Source organism: Desulfogranum marinum, from assembly GCF_963675105.2.
Lineage (GTDB): Bacteria > Desulfobacterota > Desulfobulbia > Desulfobulbales > Desulfobulbaceae > Desulfogranum > Desulfogranum marinum.
The window spans coordinates 2183146-2205767 of the sequence record NZ_CAXXRO010000004.1 but is presented as its reverse complement, the minus strand read 5'-3'; the positions used below and the strand labels follow the sequence as shown (position 1 = coordinate 2205767).

The following is a 22622-nucleotide window of genomic DNA, read 5'->3' as shown; positions in this document are numbered from 1 at the left end:
AAAGTCATTGACGGTAGAAACGCACGTTGCATTTATTTGCTGGTAGTTTAAGTGCGCTATTCCTGCAGCTCTACATCAAGACAGAGCCCTTTTAATTCTTTAACAAGAACATGAAAGGATTCAGGGAGACCGGTTTCAAGAAAATTGTTGCCTTTAACAATCTTCTCATACATGGTTGTTCGCCCTTCTACATCATCTGATTTAACGGTCAAAAATTCCTTCAACGTGTACGCAGCACCATAGGCTTCCATAGCCCACACTTCCATTTCACCAAGACGCTGACCGCCAAATTGCGCCTTACCACCCAATGGCTGTTGTGTAACCAAGGAGTATGGTCCAGTGGATCGTGCATGGATCTTATTATCAACAAGATGGTGCAACTTTAGCATGTACATGATGCCGACAGTAACTTGATTGTCAAAAGCTTCACCGGTCAACCCATCATACAGGGTTGACTGGCCGACTTCATCTATTCCTGCCTCAACAAGTAATTGTCGAATTTCAGACTCGGACGCTCCATCAAATACCGGGGTAGCCATGTGTAAACCTGTACGAGCTTTACGGCCGAAGTCGAGCAATTGATCGTCGTCAAGTCCTTGCGTGAGTGCTTCATATTCCTCGACAGAATAGATTCTCTGCAACTGCGCTTTCAGCATATCGAGTTCATAATTTCTAGAGAAATTATAGATCTTCTCACCAAGTTTTTTTGCTGCAAAACCTAAATGACATTCAAGCACCTGGCCGACATTCATACGTGAAGGCACACCCAGCGGGTTCAGTACCAAATCGACTGTAGTCCCATCAGCAAAAAACGGCATGTCTTCCTCAGGAAGCAGTCTGGATACCACACCTTTATTACCATGCCGACCTGCCATTTTATCGCCGACAGCGAGTTTACGCTTGGTAGCCACATAGACTTTAACCATCTTGACGACACCAGGGGGAAGATCATCGCCTTTTTCCATACGTTCGGCTATGCCTTCATATCGGGAACGGACAACTGCAGCCTGGCTGTTATAATTGGTAAAGACATTTTCAATCTGTTCGCTGTACTTTGCCTTCTCAGCAAAATCAAGCACAGGAAGCGCTGCAAAACTCACTTGGCCAAGAACTTTTTCGGTAAGTTGTTTGCCCAGTGGCAGTATAACGTTGCCGGATTTGTCTACAATGTCGGATTTGGCAGTACGACCAACTAAAAAGGTAGAGAGTGTATTACGTACACCTTTCTTGAGACTTTTCAGCTCGTCTTCCATATCACGGTTGAGACGTTCAATCTCATTTTCCTCAATCATGAGGGTACGTTCATCTTTATCGACACCCTTGCGTGAGAATACCTTGGCGTCGATAACCACACCTTCCACCCCGGGTGGGACACGAAGGGAAGAATCTTTAACATCTCCGGCTTTTTCGCCAAAAATAGCGCGTAAAAGTTTTTCTTCAGGTGAAAGCATGCTTTCACCCTTGGGAGTTACCTTACCTACCAGCATATCGCCGGGACCAACCTCAGCCCCTACCCTGACGATTCCCGACTCATCAAGATTACGCAATCCATCTTCACCGACATTTGGTATATCGCGCGTAATTTCCTCTTTCCCGAGCTTTGTATCCCGGGCCATGGTTTCGAAAATTTCGATATGGACAGAAGTAAATGTATCTTCGCGAAGCAACCTTTCGTTAATGAGGATAGAATCCTCAAAGTTGTATCCTCGCCACGGCATGAAGGCAATTGTCACGTTTTTTCCAAGGGCAAGTTCCCCGATTTCACACGAAGGACCGTCTGCCAGTACAGTACCTTTGGTTACCTTTTCGCCGGGCAAAACAAGCGGTTTCTGGTTAAAGCAGGTATTTTGATTGGACTTTTTATACTTAGAGAGCCTATATACCCCAATTCCGGTGTCAAAGCCGTCGACTCCAGGTTCATCGTATCGAACGACAATCCTGCAGGAATCTACCTCTTCAACCACACCGTCTCCACCCGCAAGAAGACATGCGCCTGAATCTCGAGCCACGTACTTTTCGACCCCGGTGCCGACAAGAGGGGAGCTGGGTTTTAACAGTGGTACTGCCTGGCGCTGCATATTCGACCCCATCAACGCACGGTTAGCATCATCATTCTCAAGAAAGGGTACAAGCGATGCAGCAACAGAAACAAGCTGATTAGGAGCAACATCCATCATGGTGACATCGCTGGAAGGCACCATCGATACTTCATTTTCCTGCCTTGCAATCAGATATTCCGTGGAGATCTGATTGCCATTCATCTCTACCTTAGCAGGAGCAATAGTATGTTTTTCTTCTTGTATAGCAGAAAGATACTTATACTCATCAGAAACAAGCCGCTCCTGAACATACCTGTAAGGAGTCTCAATAAAACCATATGGGTTTACTTTGGCATAGGTGGCCAGGGAAACGATCAAACCGATATTAGGTCCCTCAGGTGTTTCAACAGGACAAATTCTGCCATAATGAGTAGGGTGAACATCACGTACCTCAAACCCAGCACGCTCGCGGGAAAGACCACCAGGCCCAAGAGCGGAAAGTCGCCTTTTGTGAGTCACTTCGGAAAGAGGATTGGTCTGATCCATAAATTGTGAGAGCTGTGAGGTACCGAAGAATTCCTTAATCGCAGAGGTTACAGGCTTAGGATTAACAAGGTCATGTGGCATGAGAGTCTCAATCTCTTGCAACGTCATCCGTTCTTTGGTAGCACGCTCCATGCGGACAAGACCCATGCGATACTGGTTCTCACACAATTCACCGACGGTCCGCACTCTTCTGTTTCCAAGATGATCAATATCATCACCATCCTTAGATTCGTCTTTAATACGCACTAGATGCTGAACACCTTTAAGTATATCTTCCTTGGTAAGGGTACGGTCTTCAATAGGGGTATCTAACCCTAGCTTAGTATTGATTTTATACCGACCGACCTCAGAGAGATCATACGTCCCTGAATTAAAGAAAAGATTTTCAAAAAATGATTGGGCAACTTCAGGCGTTGGAGGACTAGAGGGTCGCAATCTCCTGTAAATTTCAATAAGCGCTTCTTCGGTATCTCTGACTTTATCAACAAAAAGTGTCTTACGGAAAGACTCACTGACACTTACGCCATCGATAAATAAAAGAGAAAAAGAATCAACGGGGTGTTCTTCTATAGATTCTAAAAATGCAGCAGTAATAGGTTCATTACACTTGGCAATAACCTCGCCGGTCGTATTATCGACGATATCTTGTGCAAAAAATCTTTCGAGCAACTGGTCAGGTTCAACAGCAACTTCCTCAATGCCGGCTTCAATAATCCTTTTGGAAAGCGCTTTAGATATTTTACGGCCTTTCTTTCCAATAACTGAACCATCTGCCGGACTAATCAGGTCAATATTAAGACGCTGTCCGGTGAACGTTTCAGGATTAAATTTGATACTGAACTGTCCATCTTTATAGTAGACAATATCAGATTTATAAAACTCCTGTAAAAGACTCTCATCATCGTATCCCAACGCCTTGAGCAGTACTGTAACAGGGAGTTTTCTCCGTCTGTCAATACGAACATACAGAACGTCTTTAATGTCGAACTCAAAATCAAGCCACGAGCCTCGAACAGGAATAATCCGCGCAGAATAGAGCCTTTTCCCTGAGGAGTGCGATTTACCGTTGTCATGGGTAAAGAAAAGTCCGGGAGATCGCTGCAGCTGGTTCACAACGACTCTTTCGGTACCATTGACAACAAAAACACCATCTTGGGTCATGAGCGGCAAAGCGCCAAGAAAAATTTCCTGTTCTTTTATGTCGCGTACAGACTGCACTCCAGTCTCTTCATCAACATCAAAGGTAATTAGCCTGACAGTGATTTTGACAGGCACCTCATAGGTCATTCCTCTTTCGACACACTCATCAACGGTATATTTAGATTCACCAAACGAGTATCGGACGAACTCAAGGGAGCATAGCCCGTTAAAATCGGTAATGGGAAATATATCTTGAAAAATTGCCTGTAAACCATGGAGTTGACGTTCGTCAGGTGGTATATCTCTTTGCAAAAAATGCTCATAAGATTCTCGCTGCATTGCTATAAGATGCGGCGGTTCAACAACGTGGCTTGTTTTGGCAAAACTTTTACGTACTCTTTTCATCGTTTTCCTCGAAATTTCCGCGAAATCTGGGGCCAGCAAAGAAACTTACTACTAACCGCCTGATGTTACGAATATATTTCCCCGTGTCTTAACTTCTACCCGCAAACGCAAGAACGCTACAGGATGATTAACCCTGTAGCGTTACCAGCGATGTAAGCTTTGTTGACGGGATAAATCCCGATCAACACGAATGAATATATTTTTATTTTATTTCGACTGCGCCACCAACGCCTTCGATTTGAGACTTAATCTCTTCAGCTTCTTCTTTGGTTACACCTTCTTTAATAGGTGCTGGTGCACCTTCAACCAGAGCCTTAGCTTCTTTCAAACCGAGAGAAGTGATGGCGCGTACCTCTTTAATGACTTTTATTTTCTGATCGCCAGCGGCGGTCAAAACAGCATCAAATTCGGTCTGCTCTGCTGCAGCGGCACCTTCATCGCCACCACCAGCACCAACAGCAGCAACTGCTACTGGTGCTGCTGCAGATACACCAAATTTGTCTTCAAGTTCCGTGATGAGCTCTGAAAGCTCAAGTACGGTCATATTGGAAATAAACTCAATTACATCTTCTTTAGTTACAGCCATTGTCTTTCCTCCGGACAAAATGTTCCCATAAATAGAATAATCTGGTACCACATGATTAACAGATTACAATTAGTTTTCTTTCTGCTCCTTGATGGCTTGCAGACCATAAACAAGTTTTTGCGGTATACCGTTAAGTACACGAACAAAACCTGTAGGAACAGCAGCCATTGTCCCAAGTAATTTACCAAGAAGTTCATCTTTACTTGGCAGCTTGGAAAGCGCGACAACATCTTCAGCGCTTAATACACTTCCTTCCAAAGCAGCAGAACGAATCTCTAACGCTTTGAATTCTTTACTGAAAGCAGCTAATGCCTTCGCAGGTCCAACAGGTTCTTCAAAACTAAAAGCAATAGCTGTTGTTCCGGTAAAGGATTCCGTCAGTCCTTCATACTCTGTGCCTTTTACAGCAAGTCGCAGCAGTGTGTTTTTTGCAATCTGGAACTGCGCATCATTCTCACGCAGTACGTGGCGCAACTTCTCCAGTTCCGTAACCTTCAATCCTCGGTAGTCTGTAACTACTGCGAATTTTGCTTTGGAAAAGGTCTCGTTGAGCTCACTGACCAAACCGGTCTTTTCGTTGCGATCCAACGTAATTACCTCCTAAATGTCACGGGATTGTCAAAGTTGCAGATAGAGGAAACGACAAGACAATCTTTCGATACAGAAGTATCAACTTCGGCCTCGGCAGGATACTCCCAGTTGAGAGTAATTAAACATCCGTACCTGCTGTCTCTGACCATCCCAGGTTTAAAACCAATACAAGGTGAAAATTAGCTTAAAATTCTCCAAGTATAAAAAAGCTATCTAATCCCATAGTAAAAAGTATGAGGTCAAGAAGCACTAAGCACCCTTGATTAAGGACCTGACCTGTAATGGGTCAACTTTAAAACCAGGTCCCATGGTGCTGGATAAGCTGATAGTTTTCAGATAAACCCCTTTACTTGAAGAAGGTTTCAGCTGTATCAATTTATCAACAAAAGCAGAAATGTTTTCACTTAACTTATCTACGCCAAAAGAAACCTTACCAATGGCGGCATGTACAACACCAGCTTTATCAACCCTGAAGTCAACTTTTCCCATTTTGACTTCCTTGACAACACGTTCGATATCAAAGGTAACGGTACCAAGCTTGGCATTAGGCATAAGATTTCTTGGTCCGAGAACGCGACCAATTTTACCTACTTCACCCATCATGTCAGGAGTGGCAATGGTTTTGTCAAACTCAAGCCATCCTTCCTTTATTTTCTCAACGAGTTCATCACTTCCGGCGAAATCAGCTCCAGCAGCAAGTGCCTCAGCTTCTTTTTCTCCTTTTGCGAAGACAAGCACCCTCACCTCTTTACCCGTTCCGTGGGGTAGGATTACACTTGAACGAACCATTTGATCAGCGTGACGTGGGTCTACACCGAGTCTCACTGCAATATCGACAGACTCGTCAAACTTTGCATATTTACCCTTGAGCATCAAATCGATAGCTTCGTCTAGGTCATACAGGTTGAGGGGATCCCTATCTTTAATACTATTCTTATAATTCTTTCCGCGTTTCGGCATTTTAACTCACCCTAATTAAATTCTCCCTGGCACAAGGTGAACTGTGCAGGTATAACGAACCGGTTGAAAATATCAAACAACCGTTATGCCACAGCTTCTGGCAGTTCCTTCAACAATACGTACGGCCTGATCAACTGTAAAAGCATTAAGATCAGGCATCTTGATTTCAGCAATCTCTTTAATCTGATCCTTACTCAGTTCAGCAACACGTTCGCGTTTTGGATTACTTGACCCCTTATCCAGGCCGGCAGCTTTAAGCAGCAAGACTGAAGCCGGTGGGGTTTTTGTAATAAAACTGAATGATCGATCATTATAAACCGTTATAACAACCGGAATAATGGTATCCCCTGCGCTCTGCGTCTTCGCATTGAAGGCTTTACAGAAATCCATTATATTCACACCATGCTGTCCAAGTGCGGGGCCAACAGGAGGTGAAGGGTTAGCCTTACCGGCTGGAATTTGCAATTTAATATATGATTGTACTTTTTTTGCCATGATATACTCCTACACTAAACTCAACGTGCCTAGTTATTACTTACCTGTATATATTCAAGCTCTACAGGGGTTGATCGCCCGAATATAGACACCATTACCTTTACGCGTCCTTTATCAGGATAAACTTCCTCTATAACACCTTGGAAATTTGCAAAAGGACCGTCAATAACCCTAACCGTATCACCTTCAGCAAAGACAACTTTTGGTTTTGGCTTGCTTGCTCCCTCGGCTATACGGCCGATAATTTGCATTGCTTCCTTATCTGTCAGAGAGGGTATCCGTTTAAAAAGCTCTTCGCCGGCAATAGCTTGATTCGCGTTAACACCAACAAAACCAGTCACACGGGGTGTTTCTTGAACTGTGTGCCAAGTATGCTCGTTCATTTCCATGTTTACCAGAATGTAGCCTGGAAAGAATTTGCGCTCTGAGGTTTTCCTTGACCCCTTTACCATCTCAACCACCTGCTCAGTAGGCACGAGCACTTCACCGAACATCTCTCCTTGTCCCGCATTTTTAATGCGTTCCTCCAGAGTAGCTTTTACCTTATTTTCGAATCCGGTGTGGGTGTGTACAATATACCAGTGCTTTGCCATATATTTAGGAGGGGCAGAGAATTAATTAAGGAGAGTGGAAACGAACTTGCCTAACAACAAATCAACCATCCCGAGATAGAGTGAAATGATGACGACCAAAACAATAACAAAACCAGTAAGGCCAACAGTCACTTTCTTTTGAGGCCAAGCAATCTTATTAAACTCAACCTGCACTTCCTGAATGAATGCTCGAATAGCGGAAGGTGAAAAACTTGCTTTTTTTCCTGACGTGGCAATGTCTTTCTTGCCAACACTTTTCGCCTTGATACTCCGGGATTTTTTCTTAGCTGTCATTATCTCTGACGGGTGAGTTATCTTAAGTTGATACTGCTGACAAATAATGGCAGGCCAGGAGGGATTCGAACCCCCAACCCCCGGATTTGGAGTCCGGTGCTCTACCAATTAGAGCTACTGGCCTGCAGACTATTTTGTTTCCTTATGAGGAGTATGCGTTTTACAGAACGGACAGTACTTCTTCAACTCCAGCTTATGTGGAATTGTCCGCTTATTTTTGGTGGTGGTGTAATTTCGCTGCTTACAATCTTGGCAAGCAAGCGTGATAATATCTCTCATGATACATCCCAATAGAGTGACTAAAGCCGGGACAATGCCCGGCTACAAGATCCACTACACTAAAGTCCATCCTGCCCGATACAGCAGGAAAAAACTATTTTATTCAATTATTTCGCTTACAACTCCAGCGCCAACTGTTCGACCGCCCTCGCGAATTGCAAAACGTAACCCTGCTTCCATCGCGATTGGAGTTATGAGCTCTCCGGTAATATGAACATTATCACCAGGCATAACCATCTCAACTCCTTCCTCAAGCGTAACAATTCCGGTCACATCCGTTGTACGGAAGTAGAACTGCGGACGATACCCGTTGAAAAATGGAGTGTGTCGACCACCTTCCTCTTTATTGAGGATGTAAGCCTCAGCTTTAAATTTCTTATGAGGTGTAATCGAACCTGGTTTAGCAAGAACCTGACCACGGACTATTTCTTCGCGTTTCACACCACGAAGTAACGCTCCGATATTGTCACCAGCTTGCCCCTCATCAAGGAGCTTGCGGAACATCTCAACACCGGTGCAGGTTGTCTTTGCAGTATCTTTAATACCAACAATCTCAATTTCATCACCAACGTGGATAATCCCTCGCTCTACACGGCCTGTAGCAACAGTACCTCGACCTGAAATAGAGAAAACATCTTCAACAGGCATCAAGAAGGGTTTATCAACATCACGCTCCGGCTCAGGTACATAGCTGTCAACAGCTTCCATCAGTTCCCAAACGCACTTAGCCTTTTCTTCATCTTCAGGGTTTTCCAGCGCCAGAAGTGCGGATCCACGAACGATCGGAATGTCATCACCAGGGAAGTCATACTTGTCAAGCAACTCACGAAGCTCCATCTCTACCAGCTCGATAAGCTCTTCGTCATCTACCATGTCACATTTATTAAGAAAAACGACCATGGCAGGAACGCCGACCTGACGAGCAAGAAGTATGTGCTCACGGGTCTGAGGCATTGGACCATCATCTGCACCGACAACCAAAATAGCGCCGTCCATCTGAGCGGCACCAGTGATCATGTTCTTAATGTAATCAGCATGCCCTGGACAGTCTACATGCGCATAGTGACGAGCTTCAGTCTCGTACTCTACATGAGCCGTGGCAATCGTGATACCGCGCTCCTTTTCCTCAGGAGCCTTGTCGATATCACTAAAGTCGGTAAATGATGCCTGCCCTTTTGTAGAAAGTACTCGAGTGATTGCTGCGGTGAGTGTTGTCTTACCATGGTCAATGTGGCCGATAGTCCCAACATTGACATGTGGCTTCGTCCGCTCAAATTTTTCCTTTGCCATTTAACGTCTCCTCGGACAAAATTTCAACTTGACTCAGCCGACCTATTAGCGCAATCGACTGATACTTGGAGCCCACGACCGGACTTGAACCGGTGACTTCCTCCTTACCAAGGAGGTACTCTACCACTGAGTTACGTGGGCCCAGAATCTTTGTGTACACACAATAAAGCTCCCTATCATTTACACGCTGGAGCGGGAAACGAGACTCGAACCCGCAACCCTCAGCTTGGAAGGCTGATGCTCTACCAATTGAGCTATTCCCGCCCGTGCTTAGCAAACAACAAAAGGAGCAAAAATTTATTACTTTTTTCAGCAACCAGATGGTGGAGGGGGGAGGATTTGAACCTCCGAAGGCTACGCCGACAGATTTACAGTCTGTTCCCTTTGACCACTCGGGAACCCCTCCACTATATATTTCTTTCAGGCACCACTTGAATCCCTGCGCCTGCTCATCTCAACTTGGAGCTGGCGATGGGACTTGAACCCGCAACCCCCTGATTACAAATCAGGTGCTCTGCCAGTTGAGCTACGCCAGCCTGAAGTCAGCCATTATACAGCTATTTTTTCCTTTGTCAATCTTTTTTTCACTTTTCTTGACTCCAACTAGTAACACTTGCGGATACAAAGACTGGATCTTCCAAGAGATGTTTGGCAATCGACTTACCATCACCAAAAAATCGGTGCACATCTCTTTATCCTATTGCGAACGAAAAAACAACAAAAAAAAAGCCGGAGGCAAAAAGCCTCCGGCTTGCACAACAAACTTGGCAGATTATGTTTAATCGTTCAACGGATCCTTAACATATGCAGATTCGCGGAATCGCTCAAATGCCATGGCAAATGTCCTGAAAACGATATGAGCAAATTTTGTATATGGTAGATACAAAAACAGCATCATAACCGAAACAAGATGCAAATAATATACAACATATCCCAGGGAAGGTATACCAACCAGACGAAGCAGCTCGGCTGCCAAACCAGTAACACCGACACCTGCGATCATCCAAATGAGGAACCAGTCGTAAAAGGTGTTACTCGCCTTCCCATCAGCCTCCATTTTTGTGCGGTTCATCCACAGTATTCCAATACCTACAATCATCGCCACAGCAGAAACATTGGCAAGTAGCTTTATAGGGTTCCACATGGATATAGGTCCATGCATCGATGGAATAAAGATGCCTATTACATCCTGGGTAAAGGCTGAATAAATGGTTACGATAAACAAACCAATAAAAGCGAGCATCAGGGGTAAATGTCCACGAACCCGGTCTACATTAACGGTACACTCACGAAACCGGTTATGTGAAACTATTTCCTTGAGTGATGGCCAGAGAAAATCCTTGATAAACAAAGAGACTGAAGGTCTGTAGAGCACTTCACCTATGCCAAGATTCTCTTCCATTTTTTTCCACATGGAAGAAATAGCCTTGTATAAAGAAAAGGCTGCAATACCAACGGCCGAGAGCATTATGATATCAATAAAAAGTACATTTTTTGATAACAATCGAAAATCCCAGTGCCCAAAAAAATGGGTGTATCCTACATGGGCAAATTTCTCACCGGCAGGAATATGCATTCCTCCGGAAATAAGCCATAACACAAATATAGTTACAGCAGGTATGCCTATGAGCATGGGCAAATTTTTTGCGCTGCTGCATAATTTGGCCAATCCACTTGGCCATCCATAATGCTGATAAGCGTATGCTCTAATCGCACCAAGTACATCACCTGGTTTTGCTCCCCTTGGACATGCATCAGAGCAATCACCGCAGTGATGACAAAGAAAAACATTGGGATCTGCAAGGAGCTTTTCTTTCATTCCCCACTGTGCGAGAATCATTTCTCTACGGGGAAAAGGGTCACCGTCTTTTGACAGCGGACAAGCGACTGAACAAGTGGCACACTGGTAACACTGCTTTAGAGTATCACCACCAGCCTCCTTCATAGCCTTAATAAAATTAAAATCCGGCTGTACGTTCATAGATATAATTTCCTCCTGTTATGAAATATGCCAAACCATTATCATTTTCACTGTAACAATGCCAAACGAAAGAAATCTCTGCAGCCCATTCATATATGGGCCGCAGAGCGTGGAACGGGAACTAGAAGCCCTTAAATGGGTTTGGTCCCATTTCAATGATAGACTCCACAAACTCATCAACGATGGCTGGGACTTTATCATAGTCGGAGATGGCTATTTCATGCACCCCACATCTTTCAGGCTCAAGACCGAGGGAACCGAGAGTCTCGCCGATATTTTCCATACGTTTAGTCGCAATTTCAGACCCTTTGACAAAGTGGCACTGATAATCGTCACCATATTTACAGCCAAGTAACAGTGCACCATCCATTCCTGAAGACATGGCATCTTTAATCCAGACCATGTTAACGGAACCAAGACAGCGTACCGGAATGAACCGAACCAACGTGTTCATTTTATTACGGTGCATTCCAGACATGTCGATCGCTGGATATGCATCGTTTTCACAAACAAAGACAGCAATTCTCAGTTTATCTTCATCATCATCGGGTACCTCAATGGCCTTAACCATTGAACCGATCATGTCGATACTGTAATCAGCAAAATTGATAATACGTTCCGGGCAAGCCCCCATACAGGTACCACAACGACGACAGCGGGTCGGATTCGGTAATGGAGTACCTTTTTCGTCATCATCGAGAGCGCCAAAAGGACATTCTTCCGTACAGCGCTTACACTGCGTACAGCGAGACATGAAAAAGTCCGGATAGGTCTGATCACCGGAACGCGGATGGACGGAAACACCACGATTAGCAGACTCAATACACTGGATTGCTTTGAGAGCAGCACCAGTTGCATCATCTATGGTCTCTTCCATGGTTTCAGCTTTACGAACACCACCACAGGTGTAGACACCGGTTCGACGGGTCTCATAAGGAAAACAAATAAAATGAGAATCCGCATAACCATCGAAAAGATCAAGATCCAAGAAGGCAGGTCCCTGACGATACGCCAGATTAATCACTGACTCCTGAGCAGTTGTAGGTTCCATACCAGCGGCCAGAACCACCATATCAACTTCAAGGGCAAGGTCTTCACCAAGCAAGGTATCCTCTGCAGTGACAACAAGCCCACTGCCTGATTCCTCTACTTTGGTTACAGCAGCCTTGGTCATGAAAACGCCGTCTTTGGACTGCATTCCTTTATAGAACAGTTCAGCATTACCAGGTGTACGCATATGCTGGTACAAAATAAAGGCCTGACCATTTTCAGGATTGTCATCTACTACATAGTTAGCCTGCTTCAGTGCGACCATGGAAGTAACAGAGTTACAGAAAGGAAAATCCTTGTCACTTTCTTTGGCACCAGGGCTTAAAACAAAAGCAACCCTTGCAGGTACACTCCCTTCCTTGGCGAGCTTTTCAAATTCAGCATTGGTGACTACTTTAGCGTATTGATCGTAGCCAAGATGTTCGAATTCTGAAACAGAAGCCGGCTTCCAGCCTGTGGCAAGTACCACAGCACCAAACATCTCACCATTCGGATTGAGTTCAGTATATTTAACAAGACCATCATTGGGATCTTCCAACTCACCCTTATCGATCTTTTCTTGTTCATCTACGGTTACCTTCTCGGGTGCATCCCATTCGCTATCAACGCCGGCGTCTTTAATAGTAACATTAAAAGCTCCTGGTGAACCACCAATACGAGCTACTTCTGCTCCGGTTTTAATGGTGATTTTCCCATTAGACTGAACGTCAGCAATCATCTGCTCGATATTAGGGGCTTCAAGCTCTGCATAAGGGTAGGCGGTTGGAAACATCTTTCTCCAGCCCAGAGCTTTCCCGCCGATTACAGCCTCTTTTTCAACTATAGTAACCTCATAACCAGCCTTGGCAGCTTCGCTGGCAGCAGTGATTCCTGCAATACCGCCACCCATGACAAGAATTTTCTTGCTCAGGGTTTCCATCAAATAAGGTTCGGGCTTCTCAGTCTTCTTTGCACGGGTAACTGCCATACGCACGTAGTCTTCGCCCATTTCCTGAATAAATTCGTCGACCTCCTCAGAGGCCTCCTCACCTTCTTCAGGCTCACCAACAGTCCATGCAACATGCTCACGCAAGTTACCGCGAACAGTGATGGTATCTTCACCAAAATTAAATTCATCCTGCATTACACGGGGAGAACAGGCGCAGACGACGATGGTATTGACCCCATTATCTGCTATATCCTGCTCGATAAAAGAACGTCCGCCTGCACCACAAAGGCAGGCGTGTTCTTTCATTTCAATGCCGGTTTCAGATGCTGCTTCCTTGAGTCCGTCTACATCCAGGACATCACCAATGCCGCACCCTGTACAAAGATATGCACCATATACTTTATCCATTGTCTCTCCTCCTAGCGTCCGATCTGAATTGCTTTAAGAGCCGCTGCAGTAGAAGACTGGCCGCTGGTGTACACGTCAACAGCAGCTTTTGCACAGCCAGCAGATATCATCCCTTTTTCAGGCTCGGAAACAATAAAGCCATTACCATCGATGGTAAGACCAAGTTCCTGCCCTTGAGCCATTGCCGGCTTCATACCTGTTGCAAGAACACACATGTCAACTTTCTGTTGAACCTTGTTTGCAGTCAAGGTGTCCTCAGCGATTACTGTAACACCACCGTCACCCTCAGCTACGATATCGGCTACTTTTCCTTTGATGAAAGTAGTGTTCTCGTCGGCTGTGAATTTTTCACGGAAACTTTCGTATTTACCCGGGGTACGAAGGTCAATATAGAATACATAAATCTTAGCTTCCGGATACTGTTCGCGGATATAGGATATCTGCTTAAATGTTGCCATGCAGCAGATATAGGAACAATGTTCCATATGATTTTCATCACGAGAACCGGCACACTGCACAAACGCAAACGATTCAGGCTCTTTATCATCACCTGGACGAAGGATTTTGCCGGCTGTAGGACCGTTGTCAGCAGCCAGTCTTTCCATCATCATGTTGGTAATGATAGCAGGAGAAGAATTGAATTTGAGATTTTCAATTTTCTCGGCATCATAAGGATTCCAACCTGTAGACCAGATAATAGCACTCACATTCAAAGTGAATGTTTTACTCTGCATTTCCGTATCAACAGCATCGTATTTACAGGCAGCTTTTACAGCCTCAAGACATTCGGCGGAACAGGCTTCCTTATCAAGCACATAACGACGTGGAAAAGCCATTTCATGCGGTAAATAAGCAGCCTTGATTTTTCTCATGCCAAAGTTAAAAGGGTCATCAATTTCATCAGTACAGGCGGCAGCACAATCACCACAGGCAGTACAGTTGGAATTAATGTAGCGCGGTGCTGTTTCAAGTTCGACTTGAAAGTTACCAGGTCCACCAGAAACCGATTTGACGGTTGTCATGGTGTAGGTTCTGATTCCTCGATTGTCCTTGATACGTTTAAAGTTAATCTCAAGACCACAAGTCGGCGGACAAAGTTTTGGGAAATATTGATTTAACTGTGCCACACGACCGCCGAAATAGGGATTTTTATCGATTAGATACACATCTTTACCGACTTCCGCAGCCTCCAAGGCAGCTGTCAGGCCGCTAATACCACCGCCGACAACCAGTACTGCACCATTTCCTGCAGTGTCACTCATGCCAAACCTCCATAACTGCTGATAATTAATGAAAGGAGTTTTTTGTTTCAATTGATCCGAAGAGAAGAGTTAACCTATCTTCTGTATCAACTCAAACAAAATTACCCCCGCCATACAAAAAATCTCCAGACCCCATAAAGGAGTCTGGAGATTCGTAGGTCACACTATCAATATCGAACTGAAATTAGATCCAAGGATCTGTTTCAATGATGTTGATGCATTCAACCTTTTCACACTTCCACTCTTCGGTCTTAGGATCGTAGGTGGAGTTAACGAAAGCTTTCCAGTTTTCGTCATCACAGGTTGGGTAGTCAGAGCGGTAGTAGAATCCTGGGTAACGGGATTCTTTACGGAACTCAATGTGACGGATGTGGGTTTCAACACACCAAATGCGATGGTAGTTTTCCCAAGCACGCATCAATTCGTGCAGGTCGCCGGCTGCCATTTTCGCAGCATCTTCACGCAGCATCTCAAGGAGATCCAAACAGATGTTGAGAAGCTTACCGGAGGTCATATAGTATGTAGCAACACCACCACCATACTCATCGGTAGCCTTCATCAGGCGCATCATCATACCTGCAGGCTTGCAGTAGTTAGGATTGACGTTTTCAGCTGTAGAAGCGCCAACAAACTCATGGTAACGCTTAACTGGTGCATAAATCTCATCAGCCAGTTCCTGAGCGGTTTGAGCCAGTTCAGGAGTGAAATCAGCGTTGTCACGACAGTACTTAACCATCTGCTTAGCACAAATACGACCTTCAGCGTGAGAACCGGAGGAGAACTTATGTCCGGAAGCGCCAACACCATCACCAGCGGTGAAGAGACCGTTAACGGTGGTCATACGGTTATAGCCCCACTTGTACTGATGAGAACGAGGACCATCTACAGCAGGTACCCACTCTTCTTCAGGACCGGAGGTCCAGATACCACAACAACCGGAGTGAGATCCGAGCATGTATGGTTCGGTAGGCATGATTTCAGAACCTACTTTTTCCGGCTCAACGTTCATACCGGCCCAGAGACCAGCCTGACCGACGGACATATCAAGGAAATCTTCCCAAGCTTCTGACTCAAGGTGTTTCCAGAACTTCTTAACAGCTTTCTCATCTTTACCGGCAGCGCGCTGGTCATCGAGGAAAGCGTTCAAAGCAACGTCGGTAGCCATGTAGATAGGACCGCGACCTTCTTTGAGTTCATTGATCATCAGGTGGTTACGCAGACAGGTAGGAGTAACCGCAGAGGCACCGTAAGGCATGAACTTCTCGAGTTCGTCCTTAACTGCGTCTGTGTTTGCATAGAACTCACCAAGACCATTCTGTACTTTAGCTTTGAACAGAAGGAACCATGCACCAACAGGACCGTAACCATCTTTAAAACGAGCTGGGGTGAAACGGTTTTCCATCATGGTCAAGGTAGCGCCAACCTGAGCACACATTGTGTAGGTGGAACCAGCATTCCATACAGGATACCATGCGCGGCCTTTTCCTTCACCAGTTGAACGTGGACGGAAAATATTTACTGCGCCACCACATGCAACCATAGCGGTTTTACATTTGTATACGTGAACTTTATTTTCACGGGTAGAGAAACCTACAGCACCAGCAATGGTATTCTCTTTGTTTTTGTCAAGCAGCATCTTAACGATGAATACACGCTCGTGGATATTGTCTTCACCAAGGGCTTTTTTCGCAGGCTCAGCTACGATACACTTGTAAGACTCACCATTGATCATGATCTGCCATTTACCTGTACGTACAGGGGCTCCGCCCTCACGCAGGGTTGGAGCAGGCTTGGCGCCATCAAGGTTCTCGCCGGCATCGTTCTTCTTCCAAACGGGCAGACCCCACTCTTCGAACAACTTAACAGACTCATCAACGTGACGACCAAGGTCATAGATAAGGTCTTCGCGTACAACGCCCATAAGGTCATTACGTACCATTTTTACGTAATCTTCGATGGCGTTCTCACCGATGTAGGTATTGATCGCGGACAGGCCCTGAGCAACAGCACCGGAGCGCTCAAGAGAAGCTTTGTCACAAAGGATGATTTTCATTCCTTCTGGGGCCCACTTGCCGATCTCAAAAGCTGTACCACAAGCAGCCATTCCGCCACCTACGATCAACACATCACACTCATGCTCTACAACTTCTGGATCCACTACTGCAGCGAGTTCGCCCAGTGGCTTATTTGGTAATGCCATAATTTCTATCTCCTAATAATTATCTAGAATAGAGTTATCAATTCATCCCTTAACAAACTAAGCTTACGCCAGTTTGCTAGGTGTAGGCAGATCGCTCTCAAGAAGCAAACACTCGTCATCAAGGTTTGCACCTGTTTCACCAGGATATTCGTTGGCAGCACCTTCAGCAGTTGTCCGAATAGGGAACTTGAAGCGCTTCATGTTGCCATTACGGAACTTAACTGTCCACATGATGGAGTCAGAAGACCGCATTGGATGAACTTGGCCACCCATTGGTACAAAGTCATCATAACCACGAACAAAGATTGCGCCCTGTGGACAAATCTTAACACAGGAATAACACTCCCAACATGCATCTGGCTCTTGATTGTACGCCTTCATTTCCTCAACATTGAGGACCATCAGGTCGTTTGGACAGATGTACATGCAGGCAGTCTTGTCGCCGCCCTTGCAGCCATCACATTTTGAAGGATCTACGTAACTTGGCATTAAACTACCTCCTCACTTGTTTTTTCCTTTATGGTGCCCGTAGATGGGCAACCAATAACCTCTAGCTTGATATTTCGAAGAAAAACAAAATCATATTTAAAAACGACTTGTTCTTCACCGCAACCCGCAACCAGTAACTTGTTAGTTTTACTAACTTTTAGCCAGCCCCACTTTTAGGGGCGAAAAAATGAACAGCCACTCATTAAAGGTGAACCGCACATTTAATTTGTTGCCTGCTCAATGTCAAGAAAAATCGTCAAATCAAGGCTGAACAGCAAAATTTATAAAAAGCATCAGAAATATGCATATATACTGATGATTCTCTTGCTTTACCTGAATTTTTTCTTGAAAAAAAAATAAATATTGGTCTTTTTGACCCACAAAAAAGACCAATTTACTGTCCAATCACATTTCGCTGTAATCCGATCTTGCCAGCACTTCTCTTGGCCTCGACCCATCAGCTGGGCCGACGATTCCTTCTCGCTCCATAGTTTCTATCATTCTCGCTGCCCGGTTATACCCTACTCGTAACCGACGCTGAACCATGGAAATAGAGGCTTGACCTGTTTCAGTCACAACGGCAACAGCCTCGTCATATTTTTCGTCATACTCTTCAGACGATGTATCATTGCCATTTGATTCATCTTCTACGCTTTTGAGCACGGTATCATCGTACTCTGCCTTTCCCTGTTCCTTGAGAAAATGAATAATGCGCTCTGTTTCCTGCTCTGAAATAAATGCACCATGAATCCGCTGTAGTTTCGCGGCTCCCGGAGGTAGAAAGAGCATGTCGCCCATTCCTAACAAATGTTCTGCCCCTGATCCGTCCAGAACCGTCCGTGAATCAACCTTTGAAGAAACTTTAAACGAAATACGGGTTGGAAAATTTGCTTTAATCAGTCCGGTCAAAACATCCACCGAAGGTCGCTGGGTAGCCAAGACGATGTGCATCCCTGCAGCCCTTGCCATCTGCGCCAAACGAGCAATTGACGTTTCGACGTCTTTTGAGGCCACCATCATCAGGTCTGCAAGTTCATCGACAATGATGACAATATAAGGCAGTTTTTCTTCTGCAACCTGGTTATAGGTATAAAAAGATTTCACTCTTTTTTCTTCAAGCAGCCGATAGCGCCGCTCCATTTCGCGCACAGCCCAAATAAGCGCTCTAGAAGCCATTTTTGCCTCCACCACTACCGGATGAAGAAGATGGGGAATATCATCGTATACCGACAATTCAATCCTTTTAGGATCAATCATCAGCAACCTGACCTCTTCCGGGGTCGCCTTGTACAAAATAGAGGCGATAAAGGCATTTATAGCTACAGATTTACCGGCTCCGGTAGCACCGGCTATCAACAGATGAGGCATTTTTGACAAATCCGCTACCACTGACCGCCCGACAACATCATACCCTAAAGCGAGAGTGAGCATGGATTTCGAAGCTCTATATTCCTTTGAAAGGAGAATATCGCGAAGAAAAACCATTTTTCTGGAAGGATTTGGTATTTCAATACCAATAGCTGCTTTTCCTGGGATGGAGCCTACAATACGTACCCGATCAACTTTCAGGACCATCGCCAGATCATCGGCTAGCGCAACGATTTTATTTATCTTTACACCTGGTGCCGGGGCATACTCGTAGGTCGTAACCACAGGGCCGGGTGATATGCCGACAACGACCCCCTCCACACCAAAATCAAGTAACTTATCTGCTAAAACCTTACTGATCTCAAGGTAATACTCACGACTTACCTTGACATTCTCCTGTGTATTCTCATTCAGTAACGATACGGAAGGAAGCCGATATTGGCCGGCTTTTATTGGCTTTAAAGAAAACCCCTTTTCCTCTTCCAGTTTTTCCGGCTCACATAGGACCGGCTCATGAACCGCAGGTGGTGCGGGGGCAATGGGGGGCAAATTTTTTGCAACAGAGACCGGCTGTTGCTTTTCTACAGGTCCTTTCCTTGTGACTGCTTTTTTCAGGTAAGTACAAAGAGATAAAAACAACCCCAGACTTCTTTTCCAGCTCCAATGCATGGTGCCCAGCAGTGAAAAACGAACAGCGGCCATCAACGACAAAACAAGCACCAGAGTTAACAGCAATATCGAACCGACGTTACCGACGGCCCCGCTTAAAGCCGTCCAAAGAAACACACCCACAAATCCACCAGGGGTAATATATTGCCCTATTCCCCCCCATGCCCCGGACATACCAAGCAGCCCAGCTGAGGACAAAAGCGTCCCTGTAATACCCACCACTACATATGGTATTCGATTTAGCTCAGACCAAGAGAATAAAAATGCGCCTGAAACGTAACACAAAATACCTACCGCAAAAAAAGCAGCCAATCCCAGAAAAGAAAAAAGATAATGTGCGCTGAAAAAGCCTATGGATCCACACCAATTGGCAGCTGGTTCCTGCAACCCTTGACCAGGCTTAAGTAACGGAAGCAAGTAACTGACAAGACAGAGCAAAAGAAATAAAGCAAAAAAGATAAAAAAAAGTGCTGCGGTTTCCCTCAAAATCCTTGATTCTTTCCTCACTGAACGTGCCATTGACTAAATATTCTCTCCGTATACGTGGTCGGTTGTTAGGTCAGCAGTTTTGCTTTCGCCGATATACATCGTCTTTCCGGCGCCTGATTTCAAAAAAGCAGACAGCTGCCGACCGGTGCCCGACGGTCTACACTATTTGAAAATAAAAATCAAAATATCCCCGCAGTTACTGTCATGCGGGGATAGAGAGGGAACTACATAAGAAGAGAAAGAAACTGTTTTTTGGGGCTACTGCTTTGAGACAAGCATAGCCTGAACTGAATCGAGAATCCCATTGATAAAGGCTATCGACTCCTTTACAGAATAGCGCTTTGCAATTTCAAGCGCTTCATTGATGGCGACCTGATTGGGCACGTCACGGCCATACTCCATTTCATATACGGCAATGCGCAAGATGTTTCGATCCACCACAGACATCCTTTCCACCCGCCAGTTGTGCGAATGCTTGGCAATAAGCTCATCTATACCATCCCGGTATTTGCAAAGTCCCTGCACAAGCTCGCTCCCGTACGGTAGGGCTCTTTTGTTTGTTTCAAATACTTGGCAAAAAACATCCAGCGACTCGGCCACGGCTTCAGGAGCGCAAGAACACTTCTGAAAATCGTGACCATACAGAAACTGAAGGGCCAATTCTCTTGATTTACGTCGTAATCCCATTCAAACCGCCCTTACGTACTGTTTCTTAATCGCTCTATAAAAACGACCATCCAGCCAGATAACCATAGCAAACATTGATCAGCCGACGGCTTCCATGAGGTTGACCATTTCAAGTGCAGCAACGGCTACATCCGACCCTTTGTTGCCGGCTTTGGTTCCGGCACGTTCTATTGCCTGCTCAATGGTCTCGGTCGTCAAAACGCCGAAAAGAACAGGCACGCCGGTATCAAGCATAACCTGGGCCGACCCTTTGGCGACCTCCCCTGCGACAAAATCAAAATGCGGGGTTGCCCCTCGGATGACTACTCCGATGCAGATAACAGCATCATACTTGCCTGATTTTGCCATTTTTTGTGCAACGAGCGGGATTTCAAATGCGCCTGGAACCCGGGCAACATCAACATCATCAGTGTTGACACCGGATCGTGTTAAACTGTCCAATGCACCTTCAAGTAATTTCTCACAAATAAAAGAGTTGAATCGCGCAACAACAATGCCGATCTTTCGTCCAGTACCCTGTAAATTCCCTTCAATATAATTTGCCATTATCAATCCTATATACTATTCAATTCTCAGGGCTCATTGCGCACATAGCCAATTGGCAGTTCACCATACAACTCAAGCATATGCCCCATTTTATCTCGTTTAGTCTTGAGATAATTCCTATTATCCTTATCACCGGGCACTTCGATCGGTAGCCTTTCCACAACCTCCAGTCCATACCCTTCAAGACCGATTATTTTCTTAGGGTTGTTCGTCAGCAGACGCATCTTGCGTACTCCCAGATCGCGAAGCATCTGTGCCCCCATCCCGTAGTCACGAAGATCAGGCTTAAAGCCGAGACGAGTGTTTGCCTCTACGGTGTCCAGCCCATCCACATCCTGAAGTTCGTATGCTTTCAGCTTGTTAACAAGACCGATGCCACGACCCTCTTGCCGCATATACAGAATAACGCCCTTGCCCTCCTGTTCAACCATCCGCATAGCAGCATGCAACTGAGAGCCGCAATCGCATCGTGCTGAGCCGAATACATCACCGGTAAGACACTCTGAATGTACTCGAACCATGACCGGCTCATCAGGACTAAACTCGCCCATTACAAGGGCAACGTGCTCGTCATGATCCACCTCGTTGGTGTAGGCAATGACTTTGAACTGTCCTGCGTGGAAGGTCGGCAGACGAGCTTCGGCCGCACGAGTTACCAATGTATCCTTGGTGAGACGATAAGCTACCAGATCAGCTATAGTCGCAATCTTTATGTCATGCTCCTTAGCAAACACCTCAAGATCAGGCATCCTCGCCATTGTGCCGTCTTCGTTCATGATTTCGCAAATAATCGCAGCAGTTCTCATGCCTGCTATTCGCGAAAGATCTACAGACCCTTCTGTCTGTCCGGTACGAACAAGTACTCCTCCTTCGCGAGCTCGCAGTGGAAAAACATGACCAGGGCTGATTATATCACGCGGAGTTGCATCGGGTGCAACCGCGGCTTCGATTGTTCTCGCCCGGTCCGCAGCAGATATACCAGTGCTGACGCCGGTTCGAGCTTCGATACTGATAGTGAATCCGGTTCCGTACGGTGATTGATTATTTGACACCATCATCGGCAGACCAAGCTGCTCGATAATATCCGGGCTCATTGCAAGGCAAATTAACCCACGGCCGTGCGTTGCCATAAAATTGATAGCTTCCGGCGTGACTGCTTCCGCAGCCATACAGAGGTCACCTTCATTTTCCCGGTCTTCATCATCAACCAGGATTACCATTTTACCGGCCCTAATATCCTCAACTACTTCTTCAATTGAACTGACAGCCATCGTGTGCTCTCTTGTGGGACCATGAAAATCCCAACATTACTTTTTCGTATTGCGCT

General features: G+C 45.5%; 18 protein-coding genes and 5 tRNA genes. All 23 read right to left on the bottom strand.

Annotated elements, in window-relative coordinates; translation table 11 throughout:
* Positions 1 to 56: 56 nt before the first annotated feature.
* The 23 genes from rpoB to ACHZCY_RS18285 all read right to left on the bottom strand — a co-directional run bounded on the left by rpoB (position 57) and on the right by ACHZCY_RS18285 (position 22566).
* Complete coding sequence (rpoB, locus tag ACHZCY_RS18395) at positions 57 to 4130, bottom strand: DNA-directed RNA polymerase subunit beta (protein WP_205220903.1); 4074 nt, start codon at positions 4128 to 4130, stop codon at positions 57 to 59.
* A 202-nt stretch (positions 4131 to 4332) separates the two neighbouring features.
* Complete coding sequence (rplL, locus tag ACHZCY_RS18390; protein WP_205220902.1) at positions 4333 to 4716, bottom strand: 50S ribosomal protein L7/L12; 384 nt, start codon at positions 4714 to 4716, stop codon at positions 4333 to 4335.
* Positions 4717 to 4785: 69 nt separating this feature from the next.
* The gene (gene rplJ, locus ACHZCY_RS18385) at positions 4786 to 5304 is read right to left on the bottom strand and encodes a 50S ribosomal protein L10 (protein ID WP_205220901.1); all 519 of its coding nucleotides are present in this window, start codon (positions 5302 to 5304) and stop codon (positions 4786 to 4788) included.
* A 252-nt stretch (positions 5305 to 5556) separates the two neighbouring features.
* Positions 5557 to 6267 (bottom strand): 50S ribosomal protein L1, encoded by a 711-nt coding sequence (gene rplA / locus ACHZCY_RS18380; protein ID WP_319549936.1) that lies wholly within the window; start codon positions 6265 to 6267, stop codon positions 5557 to 5559.
* Positions 6268 to 6339: 72 nt separating this feature from the next.
* On the bottom strand, positions 6340 to 6762 hold the full coding sequence (rplK, locus tag ACHZCY_RS18375; RefSeq protein WP_205220899.1) for a 50S ribosomal protein L11: 423 nt from the start codon (positions 6760 to 6762) through the stop codon (positions 6340 to 6342).
* A 29-nt stretch (positions 6763 to 6791) separates the two neighbouring features.
* On the bottom strand, positions 6792 to 7355 hold the full coding sequence (gene nusG / locus ACHZCY_RS18370; protein ID WP_205220898.1) for a transcription termination/antitermination protein NusG: 564 nt from the start codon (positions 7353 to 7355) through the stop codon (positions 6792 to 6794).
* A 21-nt stretch (positions 7356 to 7376) separates the two neighbouring features.
* Positions 7377 to 7649, bottom strand: coding sequence for a preprotein translocase subunit SecE (gene secE, locus ACHZCY_RS18365; protein ID WP_205220897.1), 273 nt, complete (start codon positions 7647 to 7649; stop codon positions 7377 to 7379).
* A gap of 47 nt (positions 7650 to 7696) precedes the next feature.
* Positions 7697 to 7773, bottom strand: a tRNA-Trp gene (locus tag ACHZCY_RS18360).
* Positions 7774 to 7778: 5 nt separating this feature from the next.
* Positions 7779 to 7928, bottom strand: a complete 150-nt coding sequence (gene rpmG / locus ACHZCY_RS18355; RefSeq protein ID WP_205220896.1) for a 50S ribosomal protein L33 — start codon at positions 7926 to 7928, stop codon at positions 7779 to 7781.
* A gap of 99 nt (positions 7929 to 8027) precedes the next feature.
* Positions 8028 to 9218: an elongation factor Tu gene (gene tuf / locus ACHZCY_RS18350; RefSeq protein ID WP_319549935.1), complete on the bottom strand. Its 1191-nt coding sequence runs from the start codon at positions 9216 to 9218 to the stop codon at positions 8028 to 8030.
* A gap of 66 nt (positions 9219 to 9284) precedes the next feature.
* A tRNA-Thr gene (locus tag ACHZCY_RS18345) sits at positions 9285 to 9359 on the bottom strand.
* Positions 9360 to 9406: 47 nt separating this feature from the next.
* Positions 9407 to 9482, bottom strand: a tRNA-Gly gene (locus ACHZCY_RS18340).
* 57 nt (positions 9483 to 9539) lie between these two features.
* Positions 9540 to 9624, bottom strand: a tRNA-Tyr gene (locus ACHZCY_RS18335).
* 54 nt (positions 9625 to 9678) lie between these two features.
* Positions 9679 to 9754: transfer RNA gene (locus ACHZCY_RS18330), tRNA-Thr, on the bottom strand.
* A 242-nt stretch (positions 9755 to 9996) separates the two neighbouring features.
* Entirely contained in the window at positions 9997 to 11199 is a 1203-nt protein-coding gene (gene qmoC, locus ACHZCY_RS18325; protein ID WP_319549934.1) for a quinone-interacting membrane-bound oxidoreductase complex subunit QmoC, read from the bottom strand.
* 121 nt (positions 11200 to 11320) lie between these two features.
* The gene (locus tag ACHZCY_RS18320; RefSeq protein WP_319549933.1) at positions 11321 to 13585 is read right to left on the bottom strand and encodes a hydrogenase iron-sulfur subunit; all 2265 of its coding nucleotides are present in this window, start codon (positions 13583 to 13585) and stop codon (positions 11321 to 11323) included.
* Between the two features lie 11 nt (positions 13586 to 13596).
* Positions 13597 to 14847: an FAD-dependent oxidoreductase gene (locus ACHZCY_RS18315; RefSeq protein WP_205220892.1), complete on the bottom strand. Its 1251-nt coding sequence runs from the start codon at positions 14845 to 14847 to the stop codon at positions 13597 to 13599.
* A gap of 184 nt (positions 14848 to 15031) precedes the next feature.
* A complete protein-coding gene (aprA, locus tag ACHZCY_RS18310; protein ID WP_319549932.1) occupies positions 15032 to 17047 on the bottom strand; it encodes an adenylyl-sulfate reductase subunit alpha in 2016 nt (671 codons plus the stop codon).
* 63 nt (positions 17048 to 17110) lie between these two features.
* On the bottom strand, positions 17111 to 17536 hold the full coding sequence (gene aprB / locus ACHZCY_RS18305; RefSeq protein WP_205220890.1) for an adenylyl-sulfate reductase subunit beta: 426 nt from the start codon (positions 17534 to 17536) through the stop codon (positions 17111 to 17113).
* Positions 17537 to 17941: 405 nt separating this feature from the next.
* Positions 17942 to 20092: a DNA translocase FtsK gene (locus ACHZCY_RS18300; protein WP_319549931.1), complete on the bottom strand. Its 2151-nt coding sequence runs from the start codon at positions 20090 to 20092 to the stop codon at positions 17942 to 17944.
* A gap of 228 nt (positions 20093 to 20320) precedes the next feature.
* Positions 20321 to 20749, bottom strand: coding sequence for a transcription antitermination factor NusB (nusB, locus tag ACHZCY_RS18295; RefSeq protein WP_205220888.1), 429 nt, complete (start codon positions 20747 to 20749; stop codon positions 20321 to 20323).
* Between the two features lie 78 nt (positions 20750 to 20827).
* A complete protein-coding gene (ribH, locus tag ACHZCY_RS18290; RefSeq protein WP_205220887.1) occupies positions 20828 to 21295 on the bottom strand; it encodes a 6,7-dimethyl-8-ribityllumazine synthase in 468 nt (155 codons plus the stop codon).
* Between the two features lie 26 nt (positions 21296 to 21321).
* Positions 21322 to 22566, bottom strand: coding sequence for a bifunctional 3,4-dihydroxy-2-butanone-4-phosphate synthase/GTP cyclohydrolase II (locus ACHZCY_RS18285; RefSeq protein ID WP_205220886.1), 1245 nt, complete (start codon positions 22564 to 22566; stop codon positions 21322 to 21324).
* Between the last annotated feature and the right edge of the window lie 56 nt (positions 22567 to 22622).